Origin of the sequence: Hymenobacter algoricola, from assembly GCF_039539525.1 — a bacterium.
In the GTDB taxonomy this organism is placed as follows: Bacteria; Bacteroidota; Bacteroidia; order Cytophagales; family Hymenobacteraceae; genus Hymenobacter; species Hymenobacter algoricola.
The window spans coordinates 14,314-28,753 of record NZ_BAABDH010000097.1 but is presented as its reverse complement, the minus strand read 5'-3'; the positions used below and the strand labels follow the sequence as shown (position 1 = coordinate 28,753).

Genomic DNA, 14,440 nt, shown 5'->3' with positions numbered 1-14,440 from the left:
GGCGGTCAGTCGACGACAGGACAAATGGTGTGATTGGTCTTCCCATCCAAAAGCAACGTCCAATCTGCCTTTTTGTTCAAAAAACTCTCCTGACTAAGCACTAGGTTGAGGCCCACGTAGGGCTGCACGACGGCCGCGGGCCTGAAATAGTAGCGGGCCCCCACGCCTACCTTGCCGCCGAGGCCGAGGCCGACGCCCAGCCCGATATCGGCCTGCCGGCCCACCATGCGGCTAAAGTCGATGCCAAGGCCATAAGGCGCGCCCCAGCCCACCGACAGGCCCAGTGAGGAAGACGGATACGGGTTGGCGGGCAGCGGGCTGACTGCGGCCGCCGGGGTTTGCGCCGCGGCAGTCACCACGGAGCTGGTACCGATTAAGACAAATAGTAAGGGCCGTAGCATACCGGTAGAAATGAGGATTTTCGCAAAGTAAGCCCGAAACGGGTGGCCCCGCAAAAAGTCAGGCTTGGGCGGCCAGCGGCGTGTTTAGGGCCAGCTGCCGCCGCTGCCCGAGCCGGTAGCCCAGCTGGGTGTAGATAAAGCCGGCGGCCAGCGTCGGCCGCTTATCCGGGCGGCCCTTGAGCTGCTCGCGGTATTCGTGGGCGCGGCCTTCGGTTACGCCCTAATGGCTGGTCCAAGCCACAAATCCAGCAGAGGCTGAACTGCTGGCAGAACCGTCGAAAGCCCCTTTTTACCGGGTGCTCCGGCGCCGCACCAGCCGCCACACCGGATAGCTGCCGGCCACCAGCCCCGCGGCCAGCAGGGTGTTGCCCGGCTCGGTTACGGCATTGCCCGCCAGAAAAGCCGCCGACCCCAGCAGGGCTAGCCAGGTTGTAAGCGGGTAGCCCCAGGTGCGGTAGGGGCGGGGCAGCGCCGGGGCCGTGCGGCGCAGCCAGAGTAGCGCGCCAAACCCGACGGCGTAGTAGCTCACAAACAAGATGCTGGTAACGGCCAGCAGCTGCTCCGCCGTGCCCGTGACTACCAGCGCGGCCGTCACCAGCAGGGCTGTCAGCAGGGCCGGGCGGGGCGTGCCGGCCGCGTGTACCCGGGCCAGCGGCCGGGGCAGCAATCCGTCGCGGCCCAGGGCAAACAGCACCCGCGTGGCCATCAGCAGGACCGAGTTCAGCACGCCCAGGTGGCCCAGCACCGCCACTGCCAGCATCGCGCGGCGGCCCCAGCCGCCCAGCAGGCGGTCGGCCACTTCGGCCAGGGGCAGCTCGGCGGTGGTAAGCTCCGCGAAGGGTAGTGCGTGCAGCAAAGCCGCATTCAGCAGGGCATAGGTCAGAATAACCAACCCGACGCCCCCCAGCATGGAGCGGGGAACCGTCCGGGCCGGGTCCTGGTCTTCCTCGGCAAAGTAGATGGCCGCGTACCAGCCATCGTAAGCAAAGATGGCGGCCTGAAACGCCAGCACCAGCGACCCCAGACTACCCCCGGCTAGGGTACTGGTACTGGTGAACGGGGCCGCCGGCAGCCACCAGCTGCCGGCCAGCACCACCAGCAGGGCTCCCGCCACCAGCAGCGCCGTCAGCTCCTGGGCGCGGCTGGCGTCGCGCAGCCCGCGCCACTGCACCAGGCCCAGGCCCGCCACTGCCGCCAGGGCTACCATTCGCTCGTGCCCGGCCAGGGGCGGAAACAGCAGCGCTACGTAAGTGCTCAGCATCAGGGCCACCAGCGCCCCGGTTACGCAGCTGCTCACCCAGTCGCCCCAGGCTACCACCACACCCACAAACTCCCCGAAGGCGCGCCGGGCGTAGCCGTACCAGCCGCCGGCCTGGGGCAGCATGGCGCCCAGCTCGGCAATGGCGTTGGCCCCGAGCAGCGCATACAGGCCGCCGGCCAGCCACACCAGCAGCACGCCCTGGGGCGAGCCCACGGCGGCGGCCACTTCGCGCGGGGAGCGGAGCACGCCGGTGCCGGTGGTGCCGCCCACCACCACGGCCAGGCCGAAGCCCACACCCAGCAGGCGCAGCAAACGAGAGGAGCGGGGCGCAGGAGTACCGGGCAAGTGCGGAGAGTAGGAAGGGTGGAGGGAGGCGCGGCGAAAATAACCACGGAACTTCATTAAGCCGCTGCTACAGTCCGGCCAACTCCGCTGCCCGGCGGCTGCGGGGCGTAGGAGCGGGTAGCGGCGGCTGAAAACAAACGCTGCATGCCGCGTAGTATCGGCGGGAAACTGTACCTTCCGCCGCGGCCGGCCCCACCGGGCCGGTCGGGTTTACCACGCATATTTTCACTTTCCCACCTTCCTTTCTATGGCAACGCCCGAAGAATTTGAAGCCGCGGCCGCCCGCGCCCAGCAGCTGCCCTCCAAGCCCAGCAACCTGGTATTGCTCCAGCTTTACGCCCTCTACAAGCAAGCCTCCGAAGGCGACGTAACCGGCGACCGGCCCGGCGGCTTCGACTTCAAAGGCATTGCCAAATACGACGCCTGGGCCAGCCTGAACGGCAAAAGCCAGGACACCGCCCGTCAGGAATACGTGGAGCTGGTCAGCTCCCTGTTCGAAAGCGCGTAGCTTCCCCTGCCCCGGCAAGGCGCCGCCCTTCTGCAACTCGGGCGGCATCCACCCGTCCTCTTGAGAGGAGAACAGCTTTTTCAACTCAAAGCCCCGGCGTACGCATACGTCGGGGCTTTGTGCGGGAGCAGTATTCGGCAGCTTGCTCAGGCTACCTTGGTGCCACCTGAGTTGCGGCAGGACTTACGCCCATCCCGACAGCGAGAATGCCGCTGGTCTTGGTCCGGTAGCCGGAGCTTAAACTTTAGGGGCGGGCAGGTCGAAGGCTTCGGCGTTGTGCTCGAAGTGGCCTTTGTGCGAGCCGTCGCAGAAGGGCTTGTTTTTCGACAGGCCGCAGCGGCAGATGCTGATTCGCTCCCGGCCGGCGAGGCCGTAGGGCTGGCCCTGGGCGTCGACGAGTTCGAAGTCGCCCTCCACGCGGAGGGAGCCGTTGCTGAGTACGGTAAGTTTGGTAGCGGCCATGAGGCGGGGTGGTTAGGTGGTAAAGTCAGGAAGAGGCTATTTGCAGGAGTTGCCCGAGCAGTGCAGGGGCGTGTAGATGGCCGAGAGCATCAGCCAGGCGTTGTTTTCGTACTTCCACATCAGCCAGTACTTGCCGATGACGCGGTTTTTGGTTTTGTCCTGCGGGTCGGTCCAGGCTTCAGCCCACTCGCCGGTTTCGTAGGCCAGGTTGCCCAGGTCGCTGATTTCGGTGTTCTGGCTGCGGTTCATCCACGTGATGTCGGGATGCTGGCGGAACTGCTGGCGGAAGCCCTGGCGCACGGCGGCGGCCGACGTCTGGCTGCCGCTGCCCGTGCACAGCGTGAAGCCCGGGTGCAGCAAGCCGCCCAAGGCGGTGGTGTCGCGGCTGTTAAAGGCCTTGTTCCAGGAAGCACTGCGCATCTGCAGCAATTCCAGGTGTTTTTGCTTGAGAATCTGGGCCGGGCTGAGGTGGCTGAGCAGCAGGAGCGCCGCCGCGCCCAGCGGGGCCGCCACGGAAGAAGGAGAAAAGCGCATGCGCGGAAAAACTAGGGAAAAGGAAGCGCCGACCAGCCAAACGCTCCGCAATTACGCAAGTTCTTTGCGCATCACGTAATCATTCATCCAGTAAGGGCCGATGGGAATGTCAACTTCCTGGTGCCGGTGGAAGCCCTGGTGCTCATAAAACGAAATAGCGGGGTTGCGGCGGTTCACGTTTAGCTCCAGGGTGCGGCCCCCGGCCGCCCGAACGGCGTCTTCGACGGCCCGCACCACGTGCTGGCCCAGGCCCTGACCCTGGTGGGAGGGCAGCACGTAGATCTTGTGGAGCTTGAAGACGCCGGCTTCCTTGGGCAAAGGCGAATAGGAGGCATAACCCGCCGCCTGCCCGTCTACGTACAGCAGCAGAAAGGAATGCCCGTCCTCCACCATCTGCCGCTCCAGCGACGCCGGAGTGTAGATAACCCGGTACATGTACTCAATCTGCTCCTTCGACACGATGAAGCGGTAAGTCGGCTCCCAGGTGGCTTCCGCCAGCCCGATGATGGTCGGAATGTCGGCCAGGGTGGCGGGCTGGATAGCCAGGGGAGCGGTAGCAGGTGAGGACATAGTCTACAAAAGTGCGGTTTTTTGGCCATAAAACGAACCCTGCAGCCCGATGGCTACGTTTTGGGCCAGAAATTGCCAAGCCCCGCCCGACGGCCGGCACGGAGCCGCGCGTTGTTTTCCACTCCCTTGCCCCCAAACCATGAAAAACGCTTTGCTGCCCTTGAGTCTCGTGGCCTTCAGCTTGCTGCTCACTGCCCCTGGCGCGCAGGCCCAAACTGCTCCCAAGCCCAAAGCGCCGGCCCCCGCCGCCCCCGCGGCCAAAACGCCGGCGCCGGCGACCAAAGCCCCGGCCAAGACTACCGAGCCCCTGCTGACTACGCCCCGGTCTATTGAGCGGGATCTGGACGTGTTCAGCAGCTGGGTAAATGACAAGCTCGGGCAGGCCGAAACCACCGTGCGCCGGGAGCTGCCCCGCATCAAGGACGACTTCGACCGCCAAAGCAAGCGGCTGGACGCCGCCGTCGACAGCCTGTCGACTAATTCGAAGAAGGAATACACTACCCAGAAGGTGCGCTACGCGGAGTGGGCTTCCAAGCAGGATAGCCTTGATGCCCTGGCCCGCCGCCCCGCTACCGCCGCCGACACCCAGCGCCGGCTGCTCAACGAGAATGTGGTTATCGGCTCGGCCCGGGCTACCGAGCTGCCCGACCTGTACGGCCGGCTGCTGGAGCACACCCGCGACAACCGCCGGCAATGGAGTCAGGCCGACTGGAGCGCCGCCAGCGCCGTGCTCGAAAAGCTGAACGTCCGCTACGAGCAGGTGCGCGAGCAGCTCTCCGTCGATGACCGGCTGCGGGTGCGGTCGTTGCAGGCCGAGTTTCGCACGCTGGAAAAGGCCCGCGACGTAAAGGACATCGTGACCGACAAGTAGGCCGCGGGCTTACTGATTATAAAGTTGCCGTTGCGCCGCCAGTCGGCCGTCCGCTCAGGCGGCGGCATGCTGGCGGCGCAGCCAGTTCCAGGCCGTAGCAGTGTCGTAGAACAGCTGGATGGGAATCTGCTGGCCGACCCGCTCGGCGAAGGCCACACTGATGAACTGGTTCTGCAGATCGGGCGAAAAAACGTAGGCAAAAGCCCGCAAGCCCTGTTTCATGGCCAGGGGCAGCCATTCGTACTCCAGCCACGGCAGCGCCTCCGACCAGTCGCCGGTAGAGTCGGTCTTGTCGTTGAGCAGCAGGGGGCAGTGCAGCCGCTGCAGGATGGGGATGGCGGCTTTGGCTACCTTGATTACCTCTTCCCCCGTTAGGTTGCCGGTCCAGCGGATGTAGAGCAGCTGTTCTTCCGGGTAGTGGCGGAAGGAAGCAATCAGGCGCCCGTGCGAGTCCAGCACGGACTGCAGCTCGGTGTAGGAAGTAGACAGGGCAGGCATGGGCAGCAGGGGAGAGTTTTCGGATGTCGGGGGGTAGACAGACAAAGGCAAGGCTAATGCTGCAGCAGATGGAGCGCGGCCACTATCGGGCGGCCGAAAGGAGGGAGCAGAAAACTCAAAAGCGAAAGGCAGCCCGGGCAGCGCGCCAAGACAGCTCCGGCGGATAATGCGGGCAAGCTACGAAACCAGCCGCAAAGAAAACGGCGGCCGGCAATAGAGGAGCTTACTCCCTGAATTTACCGAAATACACCGGTTAAATAAAATATATTCTATATAAAATGCCATAAACTGCTACGGGCAGGCGGCGTGGGAGTAGGTGCGGGGGTTCCGCTGGTTTCCGTTACTTTTGCAGGCTCTTTTTCCGTTCCGTTACTTCCCGCTCTCCCACATGCACATTGCAATAGTTGGCAACATTGGCGCCGGCAAAACCACATTGGCCAACAAGCTGGCCCATCATTTTAACTGGGAAGTTTTTCTGGAAGACGTGGACCACAATCCTTACCTGAAGGACTTCTACGACGATATGCCCCGCTGGTCGTTTCACCTGCAGGTCTACTTTCTCAACAGCCGCTTCCGCCAGACCCAGCACATCAAGAAGCTGCAGCAGGCCAGCAAAGGCGTGATTCAGGACCGCACGATCTATGAAGATGCCCACATCTTCGCCGCCAACCTGCACGACTCAGGGCTGATGACCGAGCGCGACCACCAGAACTACCTGAATCTGTTTGAGTCGATGATCAGCATGGTAGATGCGCCGGATCTGCTGCTGTACCTGCGCGCGGATCTGCCCAAGCTTATCCAGCAGATCGACAAGCGCAACCGCGACTACGAGAACAACATCAAGATTGAGTACCTGAAAAACCTCAACGAAAACTATGAGCGCTGGATCAGCAGCTACAAGTCCGGCAAGCTGCTCATCGTGGACGTGAACAACCTCGACTACGTGAACAACCCGGAGGACCTGGGCACCATCATCGAGAAAATCAACAGCACGCTGTTCGGTCTGTTCTGAGCCGGGAAGCAGCGCCGTACCGGCGCTGCTGCTACTCCGGGGCCTGCATGGCCGCATCCAGAAACCGCACAAATGGCTGGGCCGCCTGAAATGCCGTCGTGACGCGGGCCACGAAATCGGGCCGCAGCACTTCGGCGTCGGAGAAGGACTGGGTGACGACGAAATCCTTGAGCTTGAGCCACTCGAGGTCGGGGTCGGCCTTGTCGTAGCCCTTGGGCGGGCGTTGCAGCCGGTCGCCCTGTGGGCCGTCGGGGAAGTGGCGCTGAAAGCCGGCCGCCGTCCGGATTTCGCGGAAGGCGGGGCCGTTGTAGTGAATTTCCTGGCGGATGCGGGCCAGCGCGGCCGGCTCCGGGTGCCATTTGCCGGCCCCAATCCAGGTTTCCCCGGGCTCCACCGCAATAAAATAGCCGGGCCGCGGAGCATGCCGCCCGCCCTGCGTGAGGCTGGCGCCCATGCGGCGCTTGTAGGGCTCCTGGCTTTGCTGAAACCGGTCGTTCTTGTTGATGCGGAACATCGTTTCGGGTACCGTGAGGCCCAGCAGCGCCGGCTCGAAGCGCTGCGTCTCGTTCAGCAGCTGTTGCACCAGGCTGCTGAAGACGCCCCGGGCGCGGTGGTAGTCGGCGCGGTGCTCGTCCATCCAGGCCTTGTGGTTGTTGGCGGCGAGGTTGCGCAGGAAGTCCAGCAGAAATAGTAGATCCATAGAAGGCTAAGAAGGAAGCAAGCGGCAGTGAAAGCCTGACCTAGCGGGCAAAAAAAAAGCCCCGGCCCTCCATAACAGAGCCGGAGCCGATTTGATGCCCTTTGGGGCGGCCGCGCTACCGCAGGGCCTGGTTTTCGGCCTGTCGCGCCCGGTCGTTCAGCGTCCAGTCAAAGGAGAGAAACTCCACCGTAGCGGTGGGCGCAATAACGACGGTCGAGTAGGTGTTGAGCCAGGCTACCAGCTGCGGGCCTTCGCCAAACTCGACCGAGTACCAGTCGAACAGGCTGGACAGGCGCAGGTGGCCGGCCGCCAGCTGGTTGAACTTAGCGTTGTTGACGAAGCGGCGCACCTGCCCATCAAGCTGCTGGTTGAGGCGGGTGCCGTCGTAGGCTTCGTTGAGCAGGGGCGGGCTGGTTTCGGCGGCACTGCCCAGGGCAAAGTGCACGCGCGGGTCCTGAAACTTGTTGCGCAGCACCTCCCGCTCAATCTGGTTGAGCGAGTACTCCTTGCTGCCCACCGTCACGCTGGGGGCCTCCCAGGCCGACTTGCTGCCTTTCAAAGACTTAACCTTGATTTCGTTCATGCTCCGCACCGGGTAGTACTGCAGCACCATGTACACGGTGGCGGCATTGTACACGTTGAGCCAGTAGGCCTGCTGCTCACTGCGGCTCCAGGTGCGCTCATCCGGCGGAGTTTTGCGGATCGTTTCCAGGTAAGCCCCCAGCTTGTCCTCCTCCTCGAGCATGCCCGTGTAGTCGATCCTGCCGTCGCGCGTGACGTACCTGGCCAGCAGCTCGTTCCAGGGAGCATGCAGCCGCTCGGGGGCCGCAGCCTGCAGGGCGCCAGGTACAAATAAGCTGAGGATGACTCCTGCAGTCAGGAGCCAGCGGGAAAAAAGAGGGAAACGCATGTGCAAAAGGTAGGGAGAGCAGCGAGCAGAACGCAGTCGGGCGGAACGACTACGGCAAAGAAACCGGCAGCCTGAAGTACAGACGGCTGTTTGTACTTTTTTTGCCTGAATTTATTTATTCAAAGCTAACATGAATTTGCTATATGAGCAAAATGCAATAGGCAATTGTGGAAGTGAAGGCTGCCAGCAACCTGCCAACCTTGCCCCGGCCGAGCGGGCGGGACGCAACTGGCTACTGGTGACTCAGCACCGCCAGCGGGTCGCCCACGCGAACCACGCCCTGGCCGGGGCCGGTGACGTTCTGGCCGAACATGACCTTGTTGCCCACCGTCCGGTAGGTTGCCAGGGTGCGGAGCGGCTCCGGGCTTTTCTGCGTAGTGTGCTGGTCGATGGTCGTCACGACGCAGCGGCCGCAGGGGCGCACGCCCAGAAACGGCTGGCCGCCCACCTCAAAGTGCTGCCAGGTTTCTTCCTCGTAGGCCGCGCCGCCGCGAAACACCAGGTTGGGCCGGAACCGGTCCATGGGTACCGGCGCCGCCAGGCGGGTATTGAGGTCGTCGAGGGAAGCCTGGCCAATAACCAGGAAAGGGTAAGCGTCGGCGAAGCTCACGTCGCCGCCGGCCGCGCCGCCGTCGGTGGCCCGCATCACCATGTCGGACATGTACACCAGCCTGCAGGTCCGGCCCAGGGCTTCGCTCAGCCACGCATCGGCTTCGGGCGTGCCGCACCAGGCAAACACCATATCCTCCCAGATGGTGACGAACAGCGTGCGCTCGGGCGTGGCCACGAAGGGCACGTACAGGGGCAGCAGCGCGGGCCGGGCCGCGTGGGTCAGCAGAAAGCCGTTGTGGGCCGGGGCTACTTTCAGGTGGGCCATTTCTGCCGTCTGCCGCTGGGTCATGAACTGGTTTTGCTCATCCACAATCAGCCAGCGCCGGTCATGGCGCAGGCCGCGGGGCTCAATCACGGCTTCGGCCACGCGAATACCGCCCAGGGATTTGACGGGATAAATGTACAGGTCGGACAGGGTCAGGGGTGCAGCCATAGAGGCAAAGGTAAGCACCTGCGGGCAAGGGCGTAAAAAGTTCTTTCTTTGCACCTATAGTCTTTTCCCTCTGTCTGCTCCCGCCCCCGTGCCGGGTCTGAACTGTGGCCGACCCGACCTGGCCAGCAACTATTGCCCCGACTACAGGCAACAGCATCCCCACCGACAACACGATGGGGCGCTACGTGCCGCAGATACTTCGTCCCGGCCTTTCACCGCTACCAGATTCGGCTGTAGCTGGCCCTGATCAGCCGGCAGGTCCAGCGGCTGTCGTGGGGCCAGCGGCGGCCTCAACTACCTGGCGTTCTACCTGTACGTATTTCGCTGAGGCCGGCCCCGGCGCTAGTGCAGCGGCCTCTTCTTGACGCCGCCGCCGCGGGTTTCCTTCACGCTGTGCATCACCAGGAAGGCCTGCCGGTCAATCTTCTCGACTTCGGTGGTCAGGCGGCTCAGCTCGAGGCGGGTAATGACGGTAAACACGATATCGATGCCCTGGGGCAGTTCGCCGCGGGAGCCGTAGCCGCGCTTGCCGCTGTAGACGGTAGCACCGCGGCCCAGCTCCTCGGTAATCATGCGGCGGATGGCGTCGCTGCGGCCCGAGACGATGGTGACGCCGGTGTACTCCTCGATGCCGTCGATGATCAAGTCGATGGTTTTGGCCGCCGACAGGTACGCCAGGATGGAGTACAGCGCCGTTTCGACCGACAGCACGTAGGCGGCCACGGCAAAAATAAGGATGTTGAGCAGCAGGATAACGTCGCTCAGCGTGAGGCTGGTTTTCTTGCTCGCGTACACGGCCAGAATTTCGGTGCCGTCGAGTACGCCGCCGCCGCGCATGGCCAGCCCGATGCCCGCGCCGAGGAAAAAGCCCCCGAACACCGAAATCAGCAGCTTGTCCTGGGTGAGAATGGGAAACGTGACGACCCGGCCCGCGTTAGAAATTACCGGCGGGCCACAAAAAAAGGCAACGACCAAAGCCGTTGCCTTTGTTGCGGTGCAACCGGAGTTGCTAAGCTTATTGCCCACCGGCCGCGCCGCCGACCTTCGGGGCCGTCTGCTGGGTGGCCAGCTGCACGGCCCGGTACAGGTTTACCACGCCGCCGGTGCTCGAAAGGGTGGTGAAGTCCACGTTCTTCTTGCTGGCCGGCTCGGGCACCTTGGTATGCGCCGGCGTGGCCGACTGCCGGATGATGCGCTTCAGGTCGGTGGCGGTAAGCTGGGGGAAGTACGACTTGAGCACGGCGGCCATGCCGGCCACGGTCGGGGCGGCCATGCTGGTGCCGCTTTCGTTGCCATACTTGCTGCCGGGCATGGTGGAATAGATGCCCACGCCGGGCGCAAACACGTCGACGCGCTTGCCGAAGTTGGAGAAGTTGGCCGTCAGCTGGGCGTCGTTGGTGCTGCCCGAGGCGCCGATGGTGATAAAGTTCGAGTACGCCGCGCCCGTCAGCGGGACGGGAGCCGGGTAGTGGGTGATGGCGTCAATATTCTTCGACTCGTTGCCGGCCGCGTGGATCAGCAGCACGCCCTTGGTTTCGGCGTAGCGGATGGCGGCATCCACGGCGGCCCGCTGGGGCGAGTAGTACTTGCCGAAGCTCATGTTGATGATGCTGGCGCCGTTATCGACGGCGTAGCGGATGGCGTTGGCCACGTCCTTGTCGTGCTCGTCGCCGTCGGGCACGGCCCGCACGCCCATGATGCGCACCAGCGGCCCGGCTACGCCATCAATGCCGATAGTATTGGACCGGTCGGCGGCAATGATGCCGGCCACGTGGGTGCCGTGCAGCGCGTCGGGGCCGGTGATGTCGGGGTTGCCGTAGTTGTGGTCCTGGGTGTTGTCCTCGTCGTCGCCGATGATGGCCCGGGGCTTGAAGTCGGGGTTGAGCGAGAAGTCGAGGTGGCTCTTGGTGGCAGTTACGCCTTCCTTCACCTGGGCGATAACGGCGTCCAGATCGGGCAGGCCGGCGGCTTTCAGATTATCGTAGAGCTGGGTGCTCAGCTGCAGCAGCCGCGGGTTGGTATCGGCACCCGGCCGGCGGCGCAGGATGGCCGTATCCACCTTCTCCACGCTCCAGACCTGCTTGAGCTGCTCGTTGATGCCCTCCAGCTGCCCGGCCAGCGGGGCCAGCTGCATCAGCTGCTCGTTCTCTTCCTTCACCTTGGCGGCAAATTCCTTTTTCACCTTCTGGTAGAGGTCGTATTCGGCGCGCTTGGCGGCCGGCACCGCGGTGCGGCTTTTGCCCTCGTAGAGCGGCTTGAGCCGGACCACCAGCCGGGTTTCCTCATACAGGTCCACGCCGATGTTCTGGCCCTTGCTGTTGCCCAGGAAGTTCCAGCCGTGCACATCGTCCACGTAGCCGTTCTTGTCGTCGTCGATGCCGTTGCCGACGATTTCGCCGGGGTTTTTCCACAGCACGCGCTTCAGGTCCTCGTGGGTGGTATCGACGCCGGCGTCGATGACGGCCACGATGACGGGCGTCGGAATCCGGTTTTTGAGCAGCTCCTCGTAAGTGCGCTGGGTGCTGATGCCCATGACCTTGTCCTTGTCGGGGTCGAGGTGGGTCCACTGCACCACCTTGGCCGGGGGAGCGGAAGAAGCCGTTACACTTTGGGCAAATGTGGCGGCGGGCAGCAGCGCCACGCCCAGCAGGGCCAGCAGCGGCCGTTGAAATAGGGTCATGCAGGGATAGTCAGAAGTCGGAAATAGACCGGAAGGTAAGGCACAGACGGCAACGAGCCGAAACCGTTGCCCCAGCCGCCGGTTTGTTTTCCGCCAACGAGCCGCAGCCCGCTATATGTTCCCGGGGCTATGAACTCTGCCGCTACCTAGCCCCCCTTAATATTCGGCAAAGCAGTGGTGCGTCTGCTGCTTCACTCCTTGATGAAGCGCAGGGAAAGCGCCTTGGTGCCGTTCAGCGTGCGTGCGGTGTACAAGCCCGGTGGCAGACCGGCCACGTTTAAGGTAGCCGAAGCCGTTTCGGGGATGTACTCTAGCACCGGCCGGCCCACAGCATCGATCACCACCAGCGGCTGGCCGGGGATCAGGCCCTCAACGGTAAGCTGTTCGTGGGCTGGTACGGGCCGGGCCAGCAGGGCCAGACCTCCGGCAGCTTCACTGACCTTAATGGCGGAGGCGGGCAACGTGGTTTCGGTGCCGTCGGTATCGCGCTGGCGCAGGCGGTAGTACCAGATGCCAGGCGTCGCCGAGGCGTCTACGTAGGAGTAGATGGCGCCCTGGGTGCTGGAACCCTTGCTGAGTACAAATTTCAGCTCCTGCCAGATGTTGGTGGCGCTGCTGCGGCGCTCTACGGCAAAGCCCTGGCTGAGCGGCTCTGAGGCCGTGGCCCAGTTCACCTGCACACCGGTCGGTAGCGCCTTGAGTGCAAACTTGGTCAGCGTGACGGGCAGCGGGCGGCTCTGGTCGGCTAGGGTAAAGAAGTTGCCGTTGGTAAATTCGGTTATTCCCGTTACGGTAACAGTATTCAGCGCCGCGTCGCGGGTGGTGGCATGCAGATTCTGCCAGGTGCCGCTGTTGGGGTCGGTGGTGCGAAACATCTCCAGGGTGTTCTCGTCAATGACGTAGGTTTTCGGGATGCTGTTGTCCACGTAGGAGTAGCTAAGCTCGCTAGGGGCCGTGTCGTGGTAGGCAAAGATGATCTTGTAGTCGAGCCCGGTGCTGACAGTGGGCTGCACCAAGAACTGCCGCAGGATGCTCTGACTCAGTTGGTTGTTGCCCAGGCCGAAAGCAGCGCCGGTTTTGTAGCCGCCCGTCAGGCGCGTAACGACCGTTGCGCCCAGGGGCTGGGAGTTTACTTTGGGCGTCAGTATCAGGCCGATGCCGCTGAAGTGGTAGTTGTTCGGCCCCGTCACGTTGCCGGCTGCTTCTACCGTGCCGCGCACGTAGCCGGTGCCGGTTTCGCGCAGCACATTATTGCTCGTTACGTTGGGGTCCGGCGTCAGTATTACTTTGCCGGGGCCGGTTTCGAGCAGGCCGCCGGTCAGATTCAGCGACGACAGCACGGTGATGTCGCCCGTCATGGTCTTCGTGCCGGTGCCGGGGATAAACAGGTCGTAGTACGTGCCGCTGGCCAGCTGCTGGGGGCCGATGCCGTCCAGCGTGACGCGCGCCGTGCCGGGCAGAAACGTGCCGGCTACGTTGAAATCACCGCTAACCGTCAGGTTGGAGCTGCCGGTCGAGTGTTTGAAGGTGCCGGTGCTGCCCACCATAAAGTTACGCTTCACCGTTACGTTGCCCCCAGTGGCGCCTATATCCACGGTGCCGTCATGGATCATCATGGTTCCGTTGATCAGCCAGTTGCCGACGCTGCGCACGGTCACATTGGGTGAGTTCAGCGCAAAATCGAAGGTGGTAAAAGCGGCCAGATCTAGGCTGGTGGGCAGCGTACTGCTGGGAGCCATAAAGCTGGTCTGGCTGAAGGGCTTGGTCGCATTGACCCCGTCGCCCGAACCGGAAACGGTATAGTAGTAGGCTGCGTACCGGTCGGCCGTGGAAGCGCCCAGGTAGCCGCCCTCATTGAGGACGGGGACACTGCCATCTTTCTCCTTCAGGTTGCCGGAGGGAGAGTAGATAACGTAGCCCAGCCAGTTGAAGGGGGCGGTGGCGGATAGATTCAGCGCTGTGCGGGCAATCCGTAACTCCCGCACGCTGACGTTGCCTACGGTTTTGGTCACCAGGTCGGCAATGGCCGGATTCCCGACCGGGGTTTGGGGTGAGGCCAGAATGGTAGTTGGGCTCGTCTAGACGCCGGCGCTGACGGTGTAGTAGCTCAACTTGCCGTTGTCGATGAAAAAAGCGCGGTCGGCTCGGAAGGGGGGCGCAATACTGGCCTGCTGGTTGCCGTCGCTGTAGACGATGCTGCTCAGGGTGCCCGCCCCGGTGTTGGTGGGCAGGGTGGGGTCGGTATCAAAAAACAGCGCGGCGGGGAGCGTAAGCTTATTGCCCGTTACGGCTACGTACAGGTAGTTGGCGTCCCAGGTCATGTACCAGACGAAATTGTTGGCTGCCTGGTTCTGGAGGGTACCGTACTCGTTGGGACCGATTACGCCATCTTGTACCGGGGTCTGGTACTGGGCCCGGCAGGGCGCTGCATGTAGCAGGAACGCGCAGACGAACATGAAGCAGGGCAGGAAATAGGCAGGAGTCTTCATGATGAATGTTGCTTAGGCTGTTAAGGTAAAAGCAATATAATAAATTTAAATAGTTATATAATAATCATGTAAATTGATCTTGTATACTATAAAATAGGATTAAATTTATTTTATTATACATTGCACATCTACACCTGGGACCTGTTATCCTTGT

The 14,440-nt window shown here is 62.9% G+C and carries 16 protein-coding genes; 3 read left to right on the top strand and 13 right to left on the bottom strand.

All coding sequences use genetic code 11. The features are described 5' to 3' along the window. Window positions 1-5: 5 nt before the first annotated feature. Both ABD842_RS15040 and ABD842_RS15035 read right to left on the bottom strand, forming a co-directional pair. Entirely contained in the window at window positions 6-401 is a 396-nt protein-coding gene (locus tag ABD842_RS15040; protein WP_345115612.1) for a hypothetical protein, read from the bottom strand. Window positions 402-690: 289 nt separating this feature from the next. After that, the gene (locus tag ABD842_RS15035; RefSeq protein ID WP_345115610.1) at window positions 691-2,007 is read right to left on the bottom strand and encodes an APC family permease; all 1,317 of its coding nucleotides are present in this window, start codon (window positions 2,005-2,007) and stop codon (window positions 691-693) included. A 247-nt stretch (window positions 2,008-2,254) separates the two neighbouring features. Between ABD842_RS15035 and ABD842_RS15030 the strand changes: the two genes are divergently transcribed. Continuing rightward, window positions 2,255-2,515 (top strand): acyl-CoA-binding protein, encoded by a 261-nt coding sequence (locus ABD842_RS15030; protein ID WP_345115607.1) that lies wholly within the window; start codon window positions 2,255-2,257, stop codon window positions 2,513-2,515. Between the two features lie 237 nt (window positions 2,516-2,752). Here ABD842_RS15030 and ABD842_RS15025 read toward each other — a convergent pair whose 3' ends face one another. From ABD842_RS15025 to ABD842_RS15015, 3 genes are read right to left on the bottom strand one after another with little or no spacing between them, the layout of a single operon-like run. Next, window positions 2,753-2,977, bottom strand: a complete 225-nt coding sequence (locus ABD842_RS15025) for a CDGSH iron-sulfur domain-containing protein (protein ID WP_073108775.1) — start codon at window positions 2,975-2,977, stop codon at window positions 2,753-2,755. Window positions 2,978-3,013: 36 nt separating this feature from the next. Next, the gene (locus tag ABD842_RS15020; protein WP_345115604.1) at window positions 3,014-3,511 is read right to left on the bottom strand and encodes a nuclear transport factor 2 family protein; all 498 of its coding nucleotides are present in this window, start codon (window positions 3,509-3,511) and stop codon (window positions 3,014-3,016) included. A gap of 51 nt (window positions 3,512-3,562) precedes the next feature. Further along, window positions 3,563-4,081 carry a GNAT family N-acetyltransferase gene (locus tag ABD842_RS15015; RefSeq protein ID WP_345115601.1) on the bottom strand — a complete coding sequence of 173 codons (519 nt, stop codon included), beginning with the start codon at window positions 4,079-4,081 and terminating at the stop codon, window positions 3,563-3,565. Window positions 4,082-4,220: 139 nt separating this feature from the next. Between ABD842_RS15015 and ABD842_RS15010 the strand changes: the two genes are divergently transcribed. Further along, window positions 4,221-4,952: a DUF6565 domain-containing protein gene (locus tag ABD842_RS15010; protein WP_345115599.1), complete on the top strand. Its 732-nt coding sequence runs from the start codon at window positions 4,221-4,223 to the stop codon at window positions 4,950-4,952. Between the two features lie 54 nt (window positions 4,953-5,006). On the opposite strand, the gene ABD842_RS15005 is transcribed toward ABD842_RS15010, so the two are convergent. After that, entirely contained in the window at window positions 5,007-5,450 is a 444-nt protein-coding gene (locus tag ABD842_RS15005) for a hypothetical protein (protein WP_345115596.1), read from the bottom strand. A gap of 388 nt (window positions 5,451-5,838) precedes the next feature. Here ABD842_RS15005 and ABD842_RS15000 point away from each other — a divergent pair, with 388 nt between their 5' ends. Further along, window positions 5,839-6,462, top strand: coding sequence for a deoxynucleoside kinase (locus tag ABD842_RS15000; protein WP_345115593.1), 624 nt, complete (start codon window positions 5,839-5,841; stop codon window positions 6,460-6,462). Between the two features lie 31 nt (window positions 6,463-6,493). On the opposite strand, the gene ABD842_RS14995 is transcribed toward ABD842_RS15000, so the two are convergent. From ABD842_RS14995 to ABD842_RS14965, 7 genes are all read right to left on the bottom strand, one after another. Next, a complete protein-coding gene (locus tag ABD842_RS14995) occupies window positions 6,494-7,162 on the bottom strand; it encodes a DUF2461 domain-containing protein (protein ID WP_345115591.1) in 669 nt (222 codons plus the stop codon). A 115-nt stretch (window positions 7,163-7,277) separates the two neighbouring features. Then, window positions 7,278-8,072 carry a DUF547 domain-containing protein gene (locus ABD842_RS14990; RefSeq protein ID WP_345115588.1) on the bottom strand — a complete coding sequence of 265 codons (795 nt, stop codon included), beginning with the start codon at window positions 8,070-8,072 and terminating at the stop codon, window positions 7,278-7,280. A 232-nt stretch (window positions 8,073-8,304) separates the two neighbouring features. Further along, on the bottom strand, window positions 8,305-9,117 hold the full coding sequence (locus ABD842_RS14985; protein ID WP_345115585.1) for an MOSC domain-containing protein: 813 nt from the start codon (window positions 9,115-9,117) through the stop codon (window positions 8,305-8,307). Between the two features lie 342 nt (window positions 9,118-9,459). Further along, window positions 9,460-10,092 carry a YitT family protein gene (locus tag ABD842_RS14980; protein WP_345115583.1) on the bottom strand — a complete coding sequence of 211 codons (633 nt, stop codon included), beginning with the start codon at window positions 10,090-10,092 and terminating at the stop codon, window positions 9,460-9,462. Between the two features lie 40 nt (window positions 10,093-10,132). Then, window positions 10,133-11,797: a S8 family peptidase gene (locus ABD842_RS14975; RefSeq protein WP_345115581.1), complete on the bottom strand. Its 1,665-nt coding sequence runs from the start codon at window positions 11,795-11,797 to the stop codon at window positions 10,133-10,135. A gap of 191 nt (window positions 11,798-11,988) precedes the next feature. Beyond that, window positions 11,989-13,809, bottom strand: coding sequence for a T9SS type A sorting domain-containing protein (locus ABD842_RS14970; RefSeq protein ID WP_345115578.1), 1,821 nt, complete (start codon window positions 13,807-13,809; stop codon window positions 11,989-11,991). Between the two features lie 66 nt (window positions 13,810-13,875). Continuing rightward, window positions 13,876-14,286 carry a hypothetical protein gene (locus ABD842_RS14965; RefSeq protein ID WP_345115575.1) on the bottom strand — a complete coding sequence of 137 codons (411 nt, stop codon included), beginning with the start codon at window positions 14,284-14,286 and terminating at the stop codon, window positions 13,876-13,878. Window positions 14,287-14,440: the final 154 nt, after the last annotated feature.